12 protein-coding genes are annotated in these 17,715 nt (G+C 46.7%); 11 read left to right on the top strand and 1 reads right to left on the bottom strand.

All coding sequences use genetic code 11. From position 1 onward, the window contains the following. Positions 1-50 precede the first annotated feature (50 nt). Positions 51-959, bottom strand: a complete 909-nt coding sequence (locus RT717_RS26340) for an FAD:protein FMN transferase (protein WP_317489313.1) — start codon at positions 957-959, stop codon at positions 51-53. Between the two features lie 194 nt (positions 960-1,153). Here RT717_RS26340 and RT717_RS26335 point away from each other — a divergent pair, with 194 nt between their 5' ends. From RT717_RS26335 to RT717_RS26285, 11 genes are all read left to right on the top strand, one after another. Further along, a complete protein-coding gene (locus RT717_RS26335) occupies positions 1,154-4,213 on the top strand; it encodes a PVC-type heme-binding CxxCH protein (protein ID WP_317489312.1) in 3,060 nt (1,019 codons plus the stop codon). Positions 4,214-4,253: 40 nt separating this feature from the next. After that, on the top strand, positions 4,254-5,174 hold the full coding sequence (locus RT717_RS26330) for a hydroxypyruvate isomerase family protein (protein WP_317489311.1): 921 nt from the start codon (positions 4,254-4,256) through the stop codon (positions 5,172-5,174). 202 nt (positions 5,175-5,376) lie between these two features. Beyond that, the gene (locus RT717_RS26325; protein WP_317489310.1) at positions 5,377-6,111 is read left to right on the top strand and encodes a hypothetical protein; all 735 of its coding nucleotides are present in this window, start codon (positions 5,377-5,379) and stop codon (positions 6,109-6,111) included. A 2-nt stretch (positions 6,112-6,113) separates the two neighbouring features. Then, positions 6,114-8,876, top strand: coding sequence for a TonB-dependent receptor (locus tag RT717_RS26320; protein ID WP_317489309.1), 2,763 nt, complete (start codon positions 6,114-6,116; stop codon positions 8,874-8,876). Positions 8,877-8,880: 4 nt separating this feature from the next. Continuing rightward, a complete protein-coding gene (locus RT717_RS26315; protein WP_317489308.1) occupies positions 8,881-10,614 on the top strand; it encodes a hypothetical protein in 1,734 nt (577 codons plus the stop codon). Next, entirely contained in the window at positions 10,611-11,777 is a 1,167-nt protein-coding gene (locus tag RT717_RS26310; protein WP_317489307.1) for a DUF4249 domain-containing protein, read from the top strand. The genes RT717_RS26315 and RT717_RS26310 overlap by 4 nt, the downstream gene beginning before the upstream one ends. Before the next feature lie 66 nt (positions 11,778-11,843). Continuing rightward, positions 11,844-13,004 carry a DUF4249 domain-containing protein gene (locus RT717_RS26305; protein ID WP_317489306.1) on the top strand — a complete coding sequence of 387 codons (1,161 nt, stop codon included), beginning with the start codon at positions 11,844-11,846 and terminating at the stop codon, positions 13,002-13,004. Next, positions 13,001-14,074 (top strand): DUF4249 domain-containing protein, encoded by a 1,074-nt coding sequence (locus tag RT717_RS26300; protein WP_317489305.1) that lies wholly within the window; start codon positions 13,001-13,003, stop codon positions 14,072-14,074. Before RT717_RS26305 ends, RT717_RS26300 begins: the two co-directional genes overlap by 4 nt. A gap of 18 nt (positions 14,075-14,092) precedes the next feature. Further along, positions 14,093-15,286, top strand: coding sequence for a DUF4249 domain-containing protein (locus RT717_RS26295; protein WP_317489304.1), 1,194 nt, complete (start codon positions 14,093-14,095; stop codon positions 15,284-15,286). Positions 15,287-15,305: 19 nt separating this feature from the next. Continuing rightward, complete coding sequence (locus RT717_RS26290; RefSeq protein ID WP_317489303.1) at positions 15,306-16,487, top strand: DUF4249 domain-containing protein; 1,182 nt, start codon at positions 15,306-15,308, stop codon at positions 16,485-16,487. Then, complete coding sequence (locus RT717_RS26285) at positions 16,484-17,680, top strand: DUF4249 domain-containing protein (protein ID WP_317489302.1); 1,197 nt, start codon at positions 16,484-16,486, stop codon at positions 17,678-17,680. Before RT717_RS26290 ends, RT717_RS26285 begins: the two co-directional genes overlap by 4 nt. The last annotated feature ends 35 nt before the right edge of the window (positions 17,681-17,715 follow it).

Below are 17,715 nucleotides of genomic sequence, written 5' to 3'. Positions count from 1 at the left end.
GAGTAACTAACATAGACCCTGGCGGCTTCAAACCCGTCAGGGTTTTTTGTTTAATTGACAAATGACTGGCCAAAGGTGAGTTGCTCCATTACCTCACCATTTTTTTTCCACACCATGGCTGATACGTCGCTGTTCCTTTCCAGAAACCTTCTTATCTCTTCCATTTCCATTACACAAAAGGCGGTAGCATACGCATCAGCCTGAGCACCTGACGGTGCTGTAACAATAACAAAAGCGCCGTTGGTCAACGCCTCCCCGGTTTCGGGATCAATGATGTGCGAGTATTTTCTGCCCCCGAACTCAAGGTATTGATAGATGTCGCCTGATGAGGCAATGAAACAGTTGGTGCATTTGATCAGCTCATTAATGCCAGGGCCGCCGCTATTTTTGTCCTCCAAAAGAAACTCCCACGTAGGCTTGCTGGCTGGAGCATCCGCTGCTGCGATGGAGCTGCCGGCAGACACGAACGAGTGTGCAAAACCCTCTGCCTTTAGTACCTTCAGTGCCTCTTCAACAGCATAGCCTTTCCCGATTCCTCCGAAGTCGAGTTTCATCCCCTTTTTTATATATTTTATTTTAAACGGCAGCCTGGTGGTGTCAAACACAATAGCATCAAAGCCATTGACTGCCAAAGCTTCCTCAATCTGCCGTTGTCCGGGAAGCTCATTTTTGCGTTTTGCCCTTCTCCACAACTGTACCAACGCTCCAATGGTAGGATCAAATGCACCAAAAGTCTGTTCAGAAATGGCTTTCGACATTTTGAGCACCTCCCCTAAGTCCTCGCTCACCGCTACCCAGTTGGCAGGCGATGTAGCATTTAGCTGCCAGGTTTCGCTTTGTTCTGAATAGTCACTCAGCGCCAGGTTTATCTGATCGATACGGGCAAATGCCTTGTATGCTGCCTTTCGAGCCGTAAGGCTATCGGGGCCATCAATAGTAATATTAAATATTGTACCCATTTTCGGCTCAGAGAAACTGAACTGCTGGGCCCGGGATGGCAAAACAGATAGTAGCAGCAAGAAAAGTAAAACCGTTGGCTTCAAAACAAGTGACTTTATATAATACAACGCTCAATCATCAAACTAAGCGTGGAATAAACGCAGGTTTTATCTATTTTGAAAGTTGATTTACAGAAACACCTACTTAACTCGTTATGGCAAAGAACATTTCCATGTTTAAAAGGGCGATTGCCTTGTCAATCGCCGCCGCATTTTTTACACACTGCTCCACAGAAGCTCCCCCTGTGGATCGCTCCACATTAACCGAGGCCCAAAAGCGGCTGCCGGAGTATGCCGTTTCGGGGCTGGAGGTGGCTGATGGATTGGAAGCAACACTTTTTGCCGCCGAGCCCATGATCATGAACCCTACCAACATCGACGTTGACCCCCGTGGCAGGGTATGGGTGTGTGAAGCTTTTAACTACCGCAGCGAGCTCAACCCTGGCAATGAGGTAGATGCGAAAGGAGATAAAATCGTCATTCTGGAAGACACAGATGGCGATGGAAAGGCCGACAGCCGAAAAATATTTTATCAGGGAACCGATATCAATGCAGCTCTGGGCATAGGCGTTTTTGGCAACAAAGTCATCGTGTCCTGTAGCCCAAATGTGTTCATTTTCACCGATGAAGATGGTGATGATGTGCCAGACAAAAAGGAAGTGCTTTTTACAGGTCTAGGTGGAGTGCAGCATGACCATGCCATTCACTCCTTCACCTTCGGCCCTGACGGCAAGTTCTATTTTAACTTTGGTAATGCAGGTGATCAGCTGCTGGACAAAGATGGCAACCCGATTGTCGACATGGTGGGCAACGAGGTAAACGGCTCCGGCAACCCTTACCGCCAGGGGATGCTCTTCCGCTGCGACACCGACGGCAGCAACATGGAAGTGCTTGGCTTCAATTTCAGAAACAACTACGAGCCGGCGGTCGACTCGTATGGCTCCATCTGGCAATCTGACAACGACGACGATGGCAACAGAGGCGTTCGCATCAACTTCATTTTAGAATATGGCAACTACGGCTTTACCGACGAGTTCACCGGTGCGAGCTGGAGCACCCGCCGCACCAACATGGAAAAAGAAATTCCACTTCGCCATTGGCACCAAAACGATCCGGGTTCGGTTCCCAACCTTTTACAAACCGGCGCCGGATCGCCTACCGGTATGATCGTTTACGAAGGGGACTTGCTTCCCGAAAGATTCAGGAACCAGATGATTCATACCGATGCAGGACCTAATGTGGTGCGGGCGTATCCGGTGGAAAAGAAGGGAGCAGGCTACACTGCCTCCATTGTTAATATTCTTAAGGGCAATGACGACCCATGGTTCCGACCTTCGGATGTGTGCGTAGCGCCGGATGGCTCATTGTTCGTGGCCGACTGGTATGACCCTGGAGTTGGTGGACACCAAATGGGGGATCAGGCCCAGGGAAGGATTTACCGTGTGGCACCCAAGGGTGTCGATTATGAAGTAGAAAAAATAAACGTTACCGGCGCTGAGGCGGCAGTGAAGTCTTTGCAAAGCCCCAATATGGGCACTCGCTATCTCGCCTGGACGGCCCTTGAGGCAATGGGTAGCGAAGCGGAAGCAGCGCTGAAAGGCCTTTTGAATAGCAGCAATCCAAGAATGAAAGCAAGAGCCCTGTGGCTGTTGGCCAGGATTGACGGGAAGACAGATGAATACATTCAGCTAGCCACCAGCGATGCCGATGAAAACATCAGGATCACGGGGCTAAAAATTGCCAGGAGCCTGCAGGTGAAAAACCTGGATGACTACTTGGCAAAGGCAGCGTCTGACAAATCACCTCAGGTAAGAAGAGAGGTGGCCATTGCAGTGCGATATCTTGATTCATCAAAAGCTGCCGACATTTGGACGGATCTTGCCCTGCAATACGACGGAAAGGACAGGTGGTATTTGGAAGCATTGGGTATAGGTGCCGATCCCAGAGGCGAAGAATTCTTTAACAACTGGATAGAAAAAGGTGGCCTGGAGAAGCCCGGAGCTAACGATATTGTGTGGAGAAGTAGGGCCAAATCGGCCTTGCCTATACTTGCAAAATTAGCCACAAATGCAGAGGGAAGCATGCATGACAATCTCCGCTATTTCCGTGCATTCGATTTTCACAAAGACCCATCAAAAGACAATCTGCTTGCTGGTATGCTGACTATCAAACACCCACAGCAAGACAGCATAAAGATTCTGGCCCTGAGCCATATTTCGCCAGAAAAAATCAATTCGGATCCGGCAGTCAACAAAATCATGAGGGGGTCGCTGGCACAAATGAAGGGCACTCCAACGTATATGGATTGGGTAAAAAGGTATCAGCTAAGGGACCAGGTGCCTTCATTGGTAAGTATTTACACCCAGTCACCAAAGAGTGAATTTGGCCCGGAGGCGATTAAACTTGTGCACCAATTTGAGGGCATCGACTTTTTCAAAAAACAACTTCAGCAAAAAGACAACGAAAAGGTAATCGAAACGCTGAATGCGATGACCAACCTTTGGGGGCCCGAGGTTTGGAATACGTTCAAGGAAATATCGCTTGATGAAAGCAGAGACCTGGCGGTAAGGAAAGCGGCCATCAAAGCCTACGGAACAGGTTGGTCGACCGAAAACAACCTTTTGGACATGGCATTGGCCAACGAGGTGCCCGAAGAGCTGAAAGAGACTGCGATGTACACACTTCTCAACGGCATTAAAAGCTCAGTAAGAAAAGAGGCGGCCAAAATGCTGGCCGCCGGAGACACCAAATTTGGCTCCATTGAAGAGCTGGTGGCTTTGGATGGAAGTGCTACAAACGGCGCTGCCATGTTTGAGAGGGTTTGCTCCACCTGTCATGTCGTCAACAACAAAGGAACCCAGTTTGGCCCACAGCTGTCGGAAATTGGTGATAAGCTTGGGAAAGAGGGGCTTTATAAGGCAATTATGTATCCTGACGCAGGCATCAGCTTTGGCTATGAGGGCTTTTTGATTACTACAGCAGCTGGCGAAAAAATAGCCGGTTATATTTCCAGCGAAACCAACGATGCCCTTGAGGTAACTGTCATTGGCGGTGCCAAAACAAGGTATACCAAAAAGGATATCGTATCAAAAGAGCCACTTGAAAACTCACTGATGCCTACCGGGCTGCATAACGCTTTCACACAGCAGGAACTGGTCGATTTGGTCGCTTATTTGTCTTCGTTGAAAAATGGAGCGCCAGTTGCTGCCCGATAACACAAAATATACCTACTCGAACACCTAAATAATTAACGAAATGAATAGAAGAGATTTCATTGGCAGAGCAGCCCTGGCAAGTGGCGCAGTGTCGCTTATGGGAGGTAGTGCCTTTGCGCAAGCAAACAAGAATCCCCTCCAGGCTGTTGGCAAGCCATTTAAAATGGACTATGCGCCGCATTTTGGCATGTTTAAAAACCATGTTGGCGATGACCCAATTGAGGAGCTGAAATTTATGTTTGATCAGGGTTTCCGGTCACTTGAAGACAATGGTATGCTTGGCCGACCCGTTGAAATGCAAAACAAGATCGCAGCCACGCTCGAAAGGCTGGGCATGCGAATGGGGGTGTTCGTAATTGACGGCGGCGACAACTGGAAAATTTCGTTGACCACAGGAAAAAAAGAATTTAAAGATAAGTTTGTTGATACCTGCAAAAAATCCGTAGAGCTGGCCAAAAGAGCTAATGCCAAATGGATGACAGTTGTTCCGGGCTTCTACGATGCAAGCTTACCCATAGGGATACAAACAGCTAACGTGATCGACGCACTGAGAGCTGGTGCAGAAGTATTGGAGCCCCATGGGCTGGTCATGGTGCTTGAACCGTTAAGTGACAGACCTGATCTTTTCATGCGAACATCCGCCCAAACCTATGAGCTTTGCAAGGCCGTAGATAGCCCTTCCTGCAAAATCCTTTATGATATCTATCACATGCAAAGGAACGAAGGAAACCTCATCGCCAATATCAACCTTACCTGGGATGAAATCGCCTACTTTCAAATTGGCGACAACCCGGGAAGAAAAGAGCCGACTACGGGTGAGATCAACTACAAGAATGTTTTCAAGCATATTTATGACAAAGGATACCGCGGCGTAATGGGCATGGAACACGGCATTTCAAAACCCGGAAAAGAAGGAGAAATGGCGCTTGTGGCTGCCTATAGAGAAGTTGACAATTTTTAGCGTAAAAATAAGCCGTTTACCGATATTCATTCATTACCGCCACTTAGGGAATATCCTCCCTGCAAAATGAGGGATTTTTGAACTTAAATAGTTATAGAATGCTGAATTGTGTCAACTTTCGAAGTTGGTACAATTCAGATCATTCCTGGCTTCAATGCCGGGTTTAACTTTGTATTGATTTTTATCTGTTTTACCTACTTTGATGCGAAAACTACTACCCTTGCTTCAGCTGGCCATTGGTGCTTGTCTGTACAATACTGCTCCGGCACAAAATCTCGTCAGCCAAAATCCCTCCATTGAAGCTCTCAGCAATCAGTACGACGCCGAAGTCGGGTATAGTGGCAGAATATTCAACGGCGCGGAATATGGAATCAAGTATCCGGATGTGGTTGATCATGCTTTTTTAGTTTCCGAATGGCAACCTGGCAGCATCAACTTTCTTGACAGAGAATACAAAGGGCTCGAATTACGGTACGACATTGTAAACGACCTTGTAGTTCTGAAACACTACAATCCTAATGACGGCATTTCGATTTCTATTATGCCCGCTCAGGAAAAGATTAATTCTTTCACGCTTTCATCAGTAAAGTTTGTTCGTTTGCCCCCCCAAGTGACCGGGGAGCAAAAATCTCGCTTTTACGAGTTGATTGTCGACAAAGAATATAAACTGGTGGCAAGACATACAAAAGAAAAGTTCATTGACAAGTCAAGAGGAGCGCCAGTGGTCGGATTTCAGCACAAGGTTAAATTATACCTCAAAAAAGACAATGAATTCATCATCATCAGAAGCAAACGAGCGCTATTGAAGGTTCTCGAAGACAAAAAGAAAGAACTCGCTGACTACTCAAGAGCAAGAAGATTGTACTGGCACGAAAACCCAAAAAGAACTGCCGCCATGTTAGTTGGCTATTACTTTGATTTAAAAGGAGAGAACTGAAAATGAAAAAAGCAGCTGTTTTATTACTTATGATAGGGCTGGGGTTCCATTCTCGGGCACAAAACCCAACCATTACCGCTACTTTCAGCGAAACACCCTTTGATCAGGCGGTAAAAACCATTGAAGATCAGGCAAAAACTGCGATCTTCTACAATCCGCAATGGACAGACACCATACGGGTAAACGCCACACTTAACTCAGCTTCTCTTAATGAAGCATTAACAGCCATCATTCCGTCCACTTCCGACTTAAGTTTCTTCATCAATTCGGGAGGCAAAGTAATTATCTCGAAAGGCTATGTGATTCGGGAAAGCCTCCCTGCTGATTTTTTCACAAGGGAGCCCGTAGAAGACAAAATGGAGATAGCTGCCCTGGAATTAGAAAAAACACGAAATAATCAGGGGCCTGTGGAAGATGCCATAGAAAATAAGACTTTCGAAGTAGGCAAAAAAACTGCGGTGCTAGCCTCCGGGAAAGCTACGGTTGCGGGCTATGTGAAAAGCATGGCTTCTGGTGAGCCTGTCATTGGGGCCTTAGTTTATATCGAAAACCCAAAAATAGGCACCATTACCGACCAGTTTGGCTACTACTCTCTCACCATTCCCAACGGCAAGCAGCTGCTGAAAATTCAAAATGTGGGAATGAAAAGTACGAGGCGGCAAATCATTCTCTACTCCGATGGGCTTTTCAATATAGAAATGGAAGAGGATGTGGTGGCTTTGAAGGAAGTGGTAATCGAAGCAGAACGAGATGTAAACGTTACAGGGATGCAAATGGGGCTCGACAGGCTCGACATTCAGTCGATCAAGCAGATGCCTTCTGCTTTTGGCGAGGCCGATATTATGAAAGTAGCCTTAACGCTTCCAGGGGTTCAAAGTGTTGGCGAAGGTTCCAATGGCTTCAACGTGCGGGGCGGCAGCACCAGCCAGAATCTTATTTTGCTGAATGACGCTGTTATTTACAACCCTTCCCACCTTTTTGGCTTCTTCACGGCTTTCAATGCCGATGTGGTAAGGAATGTAGAACTGCACAAAGCGGGCATTCCGGCGGAGTACGGAGGCAGAATCTCGTCGGTGTTTGAGGTAGACATGAAAGATGGCAACAAGAAAAAATTCGCTGGCAGCGGAGGTATAGGGCTGGTCACTGGCCGTCTTTCTCTTGAAGGCCCAATTATAGAAGACAAGGCCTCGTTCCTTATCGCTGGCCGAAGCAGTTACTCAGATTGGATTTTGAAAAGGCTGCCAAATGCTACTTTTAAAAATTCCACAGCCGGTTTCAGCGACCTGAATGCGAGGGTGACCTACGACATTGATGAAAAAAACAGCGTATATATTACTGGCTATTTGAGTAATGACAAGTTCAGTCTCAACTCCGATTCGCTGTACCAATACACCAACTCCAACGCTTCCATCAAATGGAAAAAAATATTCAACAGCAGACTTTATGGGGTTTTCACAGGAGTTTCCAGCCACTACGACTACAGTCTGTCATCCGATGACGTGCCAGTAAACGCATTCAATCTTGGTTACGGTATTAACCAGCACAACTTCAAAGCCGACTTCAGCTACTTCCCTGAGTCCATGCATAAAATCGATTTTGGGCTAAGCAGTATTTACTATGATCTGAACCCTGGATTTAACAAGCCTGTTGGTGACCAATCCATCCTTCAGGAAAAGATTTTGGAAAAGGAAAAAGGGATTGAATCGGCTATTTACGTGGGCGACAAGGTTGACATCAACGACAAGCTTTCTCTGTACCTGGGACTGCGCTATTCCATGTATTCTTTTCTTGGGCCAAAAAGTGTCATTCAATATGACCCCACCCGAGCAAAGGACGTGAATACCATGCAGGACACTTTGCAGTACCCTTCAGGCGACTTCATCAAAACCTATCACGGGCCGGAATACAGAGCTTCTATGAGGTATGCCTTCAACCCCATCAGTTCCGCCAAGTTGAGCTTCAATAGAATGCGACAGTATATTCATCAGCTGTCCAACACTCAGGCCATTTCCCCCACTGATATCTGGAAGCTCAGCGATTCTTATATCAGTCCGCAGATTGGAGACCAGTTCTCTATCGGATACTACCGCAACATGAGATCCAACAGCCTTGAACTGTCGGTGGAAACCTACTACAAGTGGCTAACCGATATGCTGGACTATAAAAACGGCGCAGTGCTTGTGATGAATGAGCACCTGGAAACTGACGTGATAAAAGCCAAAGGCAAGGCATACGGGCTCGAGATCATGCTGAAAAAGAAAACCGGCAAACTCAACGGATGGGTAAGCTACACATACTCCAGAACGTTCGTACAAATCGCAGGACAGTTTCCGGAAGAAAGGGTAAACAGAGGCACTTATTTCCCCGCCAGCTACGACAAGCCGCATGACCTTACGATTGTTTCAAACTATAAATTCACCAGAAGGATCAATATATCGGTTAATTATACGTACAGCACAGGGCGGCCAATCACCTACCCCTTGTCTGTCTATACCATAGGCGGAGCAAACCGGGTTCACTATTCCGACAGAAACGCCTACCGCATTCCTGACTATAGCCGAATGGATCTGTCTATCAACTTCGAGGGCAACCATAAAATCAAGAAGCTAGCCCACAGTTCATGGACATTCGCTTTGTTCAATGTGCTGGGGCGCAACAATGTGTACTCCATCTACTTCGTGACCGAGCAGGGAGAAATAAATGGCTACAAGCTTTCTGTCTTTGCCCGCCCCATTCCAACCATCACCTACAACTTCAGATTCTAATTCCATGAGAAAGCTTAAAGCCATTTTTGGAAGAACGCTACTAACGGCATCGGTACTCTTATCGGTGCTGCCCGCAAGCAACTTGATTCAGGCTCAGGACATTTCCTACAGGGAAGAGATTCATATACACCACGATGGCCCTGTGTATTTAACGGGTGATCGGATAAGGTTTTCAGTAACATGTCTCGATCAGTCAAACCACCTGCTTTCGCCACTTAGCAGGCTGGCTTATGTTGAACTCCTCGACAGCGAAAACACACCACTGGCGCAGTCGATCATTGATTTGAATGATGGAAAAGGAAAGGGCGACATTCTTTTACCATTTACCGCCACTTCAGGCAACTACATCTTAAGAGCCTACACCAAGTGGATGAGAAATTTTCCTCCCGAGGACTATGCTTATTCAATTGTTACCATCATCAATCCATTTAAGTCGCTTGGGCTGTCAGAAAGCAGTGAAAAGCCAGCCACCAGAAAAGTCTCTGCTCCCACAGCAGGTCTGACGATATCAACCGCCAGCGAAGTATATCGCTCAAGGCAAAAGGTAACCATCGACCTGGGATTAACTGGTGTAGAAGGTAGGCCTGCTAGTGGGCTGGTGTCAGTTTCTGTAAGTAAGGTGCCAGATTTCTTCATGACAGGCCAGGGAAATTCCGGGAAGCTTCCGGTGGTTGTCAAAAAAAAACCCTCCCAGGCTTCATTTAAACCCGACAGGCACTACTTGCCTGAAACAAAGGGGCAATTCCTCACTGGTAAAGTGTATGAATCGGGCACCACAACGCCAAAGGCAAATGAATTGATCTACTTGTCTATCATTGGAACTCAACCTGAATTCTATACTTCAAAAGCTGACAGCGAGGGCGTTATTCGGTTTGAGATTGTGGATTTTTATGGCCAGGGAGAAGCGCACCTGCAAAGCGGCGATCCAGATGCCAATGTAGATATAATTATTGATCCGTCGTTTTCAGAGGCCTTTGTTGCACTTGAGGTTCCGTCACTGAGTATTGATGAAAAGTGGGAGAGTTACCTGACTCAGGCGAGCCAGAACATGCAGGTTAGAAATGTGTATTCCAGCATTATTCCATTTGATGAACACCAGCCGTCGGGTGACTCATTACCCTTTTACGGCATTCCTGATCAGAAATACTACCTGGATGACTACACAAGGTTCCCTTTGATGGAAGAGGTACTGAGGGAATACGTAGCCGGTATTTTCCCAAGAAAAAGAAACGACGAATTCTATTTTAAGATGGTCAACGTGGAAAAAAATGAGATCATGAACAATGAACCGTTGATGCTCTATGATGGCCTTCCTATTAAAAAGGCGAACACTATTATGGAGCTGGATCCTCGCCTTGTGAAGCGGATTGATGTAGTGACGAAGAGATATTTGATGGGTGGAGCCATTTTCGACGGCATCACAAGCTTTCATTCATATAAGGGCGACCTGGCGGGGCTAGACCCTGCACTCATTGCTGGCCAGGACTATTCTTTTATTGGGGTGCAGAAAGGGGCGAAGTATGTGTTCCCCGACTACGACGATGCTAACTCAACATCGACCTTGCCAGACTTCAGAAACACCCTCTATTGGGCTGATAGCAAAGAGATCAGTAACGGACTTGGAGTAGTAGCGTTTTTTGCCGGAGACGATACCGGGACATATTTGATTGACGTTGAAGGAATCTCAGACTCAGGCGATTTGATCTCTCAAAAAAAGTTTTTCAAAGTTGAGAAATGAGGATAATCACCCTGGCCATACTGATATTTTTCGTGAGTGTTGGCTGCCTCGAAAGATTCGAGCCGCAAGGAACGAAGTTGACCAACCTACTGGTGGTGGAAGGGCAGCTTACAACTGGTGCGGAGGGCAACACAATCAAACTCTCCAGAACCCGGGCCATAGGCATGAAAGACATGATACCAGAGCAAAATGCCATAGTGAAAGTGACAGATGGCCACTCAAATGACTACCTTTTTAAGGAAACACTACCCGGTACATATTACAACCCGGCGGCAGATTTGACAGCAAAGGTGGGAGAAAAATATGTGCTCGATATTGTAACTGCCGGAGGCAGCCACTATCAATCCAGCCCGGTTACGCTTAAGCAAACTCCTCCAATTGAAAAAGTCTATTACAGCAGTGAAACCAGACTGACTGACGACGGGAGAGCGCTGTCAGGCATTGCCATTTACCTCGATGCGTTCGACGAGAATAACAACACCAACTACTACCGCTGGGAATGGACAGAAAATTGGGAAATTCAAATGCCAGTCAACTCAAAATTCGACTTTCAAGTCGACAAAGACACAGTCGGAATGGGCTATCCCATACCCAAAATTCTGCCGGTGAATATTTGCTACAACTCCGACACCTCCAGCAGAATAATGGTGGCCAGCACCAAAACCCTCTCAGAAGACCGTGTAAAAAAGTATGAGATCAATTTTACCAGCACCAAAGGATTCAAATTAAAGAGCCTCTACGGTATTATAGTAAAACAATATGCTCTTGACGAAGCGGGTTACAAATACTGGGAGGCCTTAAGGGCAAGCAGCGAAGGGGTAGGCACCTTATTTGACCCACAGCCTTATGAACTTACTGGGAATGTTTTTAATACAAGTGATGGCAACGAGCCGGTACTGGGCTATTTTGATGCCAGCACGGTGTCAGTTAATTCGCTGGTAGTCATCCGTGACCAACTCGACTCCCTTGTGTACCCGCTGGAACAGTGCGACCAGGAGAGAGATACCGTGCCCTACAGGCTTGTACAAGACTATCTGCAGGCTGGCTACCTTATCGACACCACAGGTCTGTTTGGCAGCACTTACGTGATTATGGCTCCCGTCGATTGTAGTGACTGCCGACTCTACGGGTCGCTGGAACGCCCAAAATTCAGACCTGATTGACAATTGCCCGAATTATTTAACATATCATCCAAAGACTTCATTGTTAAAGGTAAAAACTTCTTTAGAGTGACGTGCACTCTTTTGATAGGGTTCGACTTCATTGGTTGCACCGAGCCTTTTACTCCTGAATCAAAAGCTTACAAAGGTGTTCTTGTAGTTGACGGGTTTGTATCAGACGCAGAAGCTCGGTCAACTATAAAACTGACACGCAGCTCCCCTATCGACGTTGCCATTCCTACCCCGGAATCAAACGCCATTGTATCGGTAATAGATAAACAGGGGACAAGTTTCGAGTTTGAAGAAACCTCACCTGGCATTTACCAGTGCATAGCGGCACGCTTTAAGGGTGTTGTCGGACAAGTTTATTCGCTTGACATTTTAACTGACAATGGCAATCACTACCAGTCCGGGCCGGTTACACTAAAAAAATCGCCACCGATAGACAGCGTTTATTTTGAACCCTCTGTCAGGCTGTCGGATATTGACGGAGATACAATTACGGGAGCAGCCATATTTATTGACACACATGACGACACAAATTCCACGAAATATTACCGATGGGAATGGGAGGAAGATTGGGAGATACGAGTACCCTACCCCAACACATACGACTGGATCACCTACGAGGACGGCAAATTTGGGTTTCCAAAAGAAAATGGAAATCAGATCGGCCTTTGTTACAACCATGAAGTAGGCAGAAACATCCATATTGCCACTACCAATCAGCTGTCAAGCGACGAGGTAAGCAAGTTGGAGCTCAACTATGTCACAACCAGAGATGGCTATAAGCTAAGGTCTCTTTATAGCATTTTAGTGCGGCAATATGCTCTTGATGAAGCAGCTTTCTTGTATTGGTCGGAGCTCGAAAAGACCTCTGAAACCCTGGGTACTTTGTTTGATCCTCAGCCCTATGAATTGCGGGGAAACGTTTTTAACACCGAAGACCCCGACGAAACCGTTCTGGGCTATTTTGGTGCTGGCACGGTAGAAGAGAAGCGCCTCTACATTACCCGTGAGCAGCTCAAGGACATCAAATACCCAACCAACCCTTGTGGACAGGATCTGCTTGAGGTTGAATACAGGTATGTGTACGACCATTTGGAAGCCGGCTACGTTATTGCTTACCTCGGCGACTACGGGGCTATCTCCCTGTATATGGCACCGAAAGATTGTTGCGACTGTAGATTTCATGGCGTATTGGAGAAACCTGACTTTTGGCCATTATGAGTGAAGCGATTGTTTCAGCGTATATCTCCAGAAAACTAGCACTGGTTTTGCCCATCGTTTTCATTTTTGAAGGGTGCATTGAATCATTTGACGGGAAGTCGACTGACTATGAAAACTCGCTGGTAGTAGACGCCGCCATATCCGACCAACCAGGCCCCTATCAGGTGCTCCTTTCTAGGAGCAGGCCTTTCGGCACCGCAAACTCTTTACCTCAGACTGGCGCCTCAGTTTGTGTGACTACCCTTGAGGGCGTATGTTATCCATTTAAAGAAGTGGCTCCGGGCAAATATCTTAGCGACTCGGCAGAATGGCGAGGGCAGCCAGGCACTACTTACAAGCTGGAAATTGACGTAAATGGCATTCATTTTGAGTCCTCCGAGGAACTCCTGCGAAGCACGCCGGCCATAGATAGCGTCTACTATGAGCTGGAGGAGAGATATACTGACGCTGAAGAAGTGTTGTCGGGAATAGCCTTATTTGTCGACACGCATGACGAAAACAACTCGACCAAGTTCTATAAATGGACATCCATTGAAAGCTGGGAAATAAAGATAGAATATCCCATCGATTTCAACCTGTGGAAATGCTACGACTCCGACACGTCCAAAATTATTCAAATTGCCACCACCCGTGGGTTATCGAAAAATGTAGTAAGCAGGCATGAACTCAATTATGTGAGCACCGAGGGGTTTCGCCTTGGCTCCTATTACAGTCTGCTGGTCCAACAATCGGCCATCGACCAAAAAGCCTATAGCTACTGGTCGGAGATCAAGCAATCCAACGAAATGGCTGGCTCTTTGTTTGACATTCAGCATTACCCTATCCGAGGAAATATTTACAATACGTCGGACGCCGAGGAGGTGGTTTTAGGGTATTTCGAGGTGCTATCGATACAGGATAAGCGAATCTTTATCTCAAGAAGAGATGTCAAAGATCTCAACTTTCCCGGGCCCTCGTGCTATAGTGTGTGGGATGGGCCGCCACCTGACCCACGGTTTTTACCCAGGCGCTGTACAGACTGCACCTACCATGGCGGCTCATTGAAGAAACCTGACTTTTGGCCTAACTAATACCTTAAAACAAAAAAATTGAAAATCACTGATACAATATCCTTTCAAAGAAAGCTATTTATTACCGGAAGAAATGCGCTATTGCTTGTGCTTTTAGGTAGCTGCGTTGAACAGTTCGACCCAAAAGTAATTGCCTACCAAAGCGTATTGGTAGTAGATGGTTACCTCTCCGATAAAGCTGAGCCTTACAGGATTACTTTGTCACGGTCGAGAGCCCTAAATAACGAAGACTTTCTTCCTGAGCTTGGTGCCAGTGTTTCAATCATAGGCAGCGAGGGCGAAACCTATCCACTAGTCGAAAGCGACTCTGGCCGATATGTGAGTAACCCCAACGAGTTTGTGGCTTTGACCGGGCAGAGTTACACACTTGACATTGTAACAACTAGTGGAAATCACTATCAGTCTGATCCTGTCACGGTAAAAGTTACACCTCCTATCGACAGCGTGTATTTCAAAACAGAGCGACGCATCAACGATGACGGCCTCGAAATGGACGGCATCAAAATATTGGTTGACGCCCATGACCCCACGGCGAGTACCAACTATTACCGCTACGAATGGAAGGAAACATACGAGATTTCGCTGGCGTACGCTGCACCGTGGGATTATGACTCCATGGCGCCCGACCCCAGGTTCCCAATAAAACCAATTGCGGTTTTTGCCGCAAATTGCTACAATTCCCGCCGCGGAAATTCCATTCTTACGGTGAGCACCGACCAGCTATCAGAAGACAAGGTAAGTGAGTTCGAGATTAACTATGTGAGCACGGCCGACTATAAGCTGCGAAAAAGATACAGCATACTCGTTGAGCAATTTGCACTGGATGAGGATGCATTCCACTACTGGTCCGAACTCCAAAAAAATTCCGAGAACCTCGGAACGCTATTTGATCCACTTCCCTATGAGCTCCGTGGAAACGTTAGAAATCTGGATGACCCTGACGAGGTCATAGTTGGTTATTTTGATGCGGCCCAGTCTTCGCAAATGAGGCTGTTTGTTGACGGAATTGAGTTAAGAGATTTATCGTTTCCGTCCACCGGCTGTCCAAACTCACTTGATACGGTGGCCCTTCAGGACATCCCTCTCAATTTGACACGGAATTACCTTATTTCCGTATTAGGGCCATACCCGGTTGAATATGTTCTTATGGCACCAAGGCGATGCGCCGATTGCAGAGTTTACGGATCGTTGGAGAAACCGGATTTTTGGTAACAGATGAATCACTTGAGGTATGGGCGACAAAAAATCCCTCATTCGTATCAATTACTTACTACTGCTACTACTTAGCAGCTGCATTGAAAAATTTGTGCCCGAAATACCCGAAAGTGATGGCGAATTGGTGGTGGAGGGATACGTTACTGATCGACCCGAAGACTACGTCATCAGGCTAAGTCGCTCACGGGCAATTGACCTTAAAAAAAGTTTGCCAGAAACAGGAGCAACCGTCAAAATACTTGAGGGGGAAGCCATTGAACATCCGCTGACTGAAAGTGCAGACGGGGCCTATGTTAGCAAAGCAGGTGATTTTGTTGGCCAGGTTGGGTCAAAATACACGTTAGATATCGTTACGGCAGACGGCGTGCACTATCAGTCCAGCACCGAAAGAATGATCAAAACGCCTGCCATCGACAGTGTGTATTTTGAAAGAGAGGTAAGGTTCACTGATGTTGAAGATCAGTTAGTTGATGGAATAAAAATCCTGGTAGACACCCATGACCCCACTAATTCAACGAGGTATTACAAATGGGAGTGGAAAGAAGACTGGGAATACAAAGCAACCTACCCAAATTCTTATGGGTGGGTGCCAGGTGACCGTATAACAGACCCTGGCCACCCTGTTTTCAATCCATCACCCAATGTTTTCTGTTACAATACCAATTCGTCAAAGCAAGTGTTGATTGCTTCTACCAACACGCTTGAAAAGGATGTGCTAAGCAGGTTTGAAATAAAATACATTAATACGCTTGGGGGAGAGCTTGCTTCACTTTACAGCATTCTGGTGAAGCAGTACGCCATAACCGAAAACGCCTATAAATACTGGCGAGAGTTAAAAGGCCTCAGCGAAAGCCAGGGAACATTATTTGACAAGCAGCCATATGCACTGCCAGGCAACGTGGGCAACCTTAATGATCCCGAAGAAGTTGTTCTCGGCTACTTCGAGGCGCTTTCAGTCGATGAAGAAAGAATATTTATACGCCGTGAACAGCTGAAAGAATTGGACTTCCCCACCAACACCTGCTACTATGAAAAAATCGACTCGGTCAACTACTGGAGTGTTCAGGACTATCTCGACCAGGGATACCTGATATATGGAGTAGGTGGTTTTTTGGCATCATTTGTACACATGGTTCCCAGAGACTGCGCCGATTGCACCTATCATGGATCGCTCGAAAAACCGGATTACCTGCCATGAAGAATATGAAGGGCCTAAGCGCTCGCATTGTCAGATCCTTTGGACTCGGCCTACTTCTATTAGGCTGCGTGGAACCATTTGAGGCTGAAGTCGCCGACTTCCAAAGTGTGCTGGTGGTGGAAGGCAACATTTCCGACGCCAATGAGCCCTACGTGATCACCCTCAGCCGAACTGCCCCGTTAGATGCCAAAGGAGCAACGCCGGAAAGAAATGCTATCGTCCGGGTAATTGACGGAGAAGGAGCCTCCTTTACACTTACAGAGTTTACACCTGGCAAGTACCTCAGTAACCCATTGAATTTTGTTGGATGCGCCGGAAAAACCTACTTTTTAAGCGTTATCACATCATCCAATCAAAGGTATAAGTCCGAGATTGTCACTTTGAAGCCGTCGCCTCCTATCGACAGTATTTATTTTGAACGAGAGATACGCTTAACTGACGCCGGAGACAGCCTGGACGGGGTAAGAATTATGGTAGATGCACATGATCCACTTGGAACGTCCGTGTATTACAAATATTCATGGATAGAAACGTACGAAATACGACCGCACTATCCTTCCTTCTATGAATGGGATTTTTCGGTAACTCCAGCAGCCTTCGTTCGCCGCAATCCAGAAATTAATCTTTGTTTTAAAACCGACTCCTCCCGACAAGTGCTGATCACCAGCACGGCGAACCTAAAAGCAGACAGGGTAAGTGAATTCGAAGTGAATTATGTGAGCACTGTTTCGTTTCGGCTTAAATCACGTTATAGCATTCTTGTCCGGCAACAAACAATAAGTGAAAAGAGCTTCAGGTATTGGAGCGAGGTAAAAAAAACGTCCGAAAGCTTGGGAACACTCTTCGACCCTCAACCCTATCAGCTGACTGGCAACGTGCATAACGTTGACGACCCCGAAGAGCCGGTGCTTGGCTATTTTGATGCCAGTAGTGTTGCACAAAAACGAATTTTTATTGATCGAAAAAAAGACCTGCACGGCCTGACCTATCCTGGTGAACCGTGCATCAGTCAACTTAAAACCTTCTCGCCCCGGGAGGAAGGAGACGTGTTCAAAGACGAATTCAACCTGTTCATTCTGTGGGGCTATTTAATAGTTGATGGAGAAGGGGCCCTTTGGGCTCCTCCGGAATGTGCAGATTGCAGAGTGCATGGAGTACTTGAAAGACCAAGCTTCTGGCCTGACACTCCCTGATGAAATTATACTATAAAGTATCAACGGCTTTCGTT

This window comes from Imperialibacter roseus (genome assembly GCF_032999765.1).
In the GTDB taxonomy this organism is placed as follows: Bacteria; Bacteroidota; Bacteroidia; order Cytophagales; family Cyclobacteriaceae; genus Imperialibacter; species Imperialibacter roseus.
Note: the sequence above shows the minus strand (reverse complement) of the source record. Positions and strands in the feature narration are given on the sequence as shown.

What these genes read in the sequence shown, in the direction of transcription:
- RT717_RS26340 (WP_317489313.1), bottom strand. Translation starts at nt 959, where the DNA reads ATGGGTACAATATTTAATATTACTATTGATGGCCCCGATAGCCTTACG.
- RT717_RS26335 (WP_317489312.1), top strand. Translation starts at nt 1,154, where the DNA reads ATGGCAAAGAACATTTCCATGTTTAAAAGGGCGATTGCCTTGTCAATC.
- RT717_RS26330 (WP_317489311.1), top strand. Translation starts at nt 4,254, where the DNA reads ATGAATAGAAGAGATTTCATTGGCAGAGCAGCCCTGGCAAGTGGCGCA.
- RT717_RS26325 (WP_317489310.1), top strand. Translation starts at nt 5,377, where the DNA reads ATGCGAAAACTACTACCCTTGCTTCAGCTGGCCATTGGTGCTTGTCTG.
- RT717_RS26320 (WP_317489309.1), top strand. Translation starts at nt 6,114, where the DNA reads ATGAAAAAAGCAGCTGTTTTATTACTTATGATAGGGCTGGGGTTCCAT.
- RT717_RS26315 (WP_317489308.1), top strand. Translation starts at nt 8,881, where the DNA reads ATGAGAAAGCTTAAAGCCATTTTTGGAAGAACGCTACTAACGGCATCG.
- RT717_RS26310 (WP_317489307.1), top strand. Translation starts at nt 10,611, where the DNA reads ATGAGGATAATCACCCTGGCCATACTGATATTTTTCGTGAGTGTTGGC.
- RT717_RS26300 (WP_317489305.1), top strand. Translation starts at nt 13,001, where the DNA reads ATGAGTGAAGCGATTGTTTCAGCGTATATCTCCAGAAAACTAGCACTG.
- RT717_RS26290 (WP_317489303.1), top strand. Translation starts at nt 15,306, where the DNA reads ATGGGCGACAAAAAATCCCTCATTCGTATCAATTACTTACTACTGCTA.
- RT717_RS26285 (WP_317489302.1), top strand. Translation starts at nt 16,484, where the DNA reads ATGAAGAATATGAAGGGCCTAAGCGCTCGCATTGTCAGATCCTTTGGA.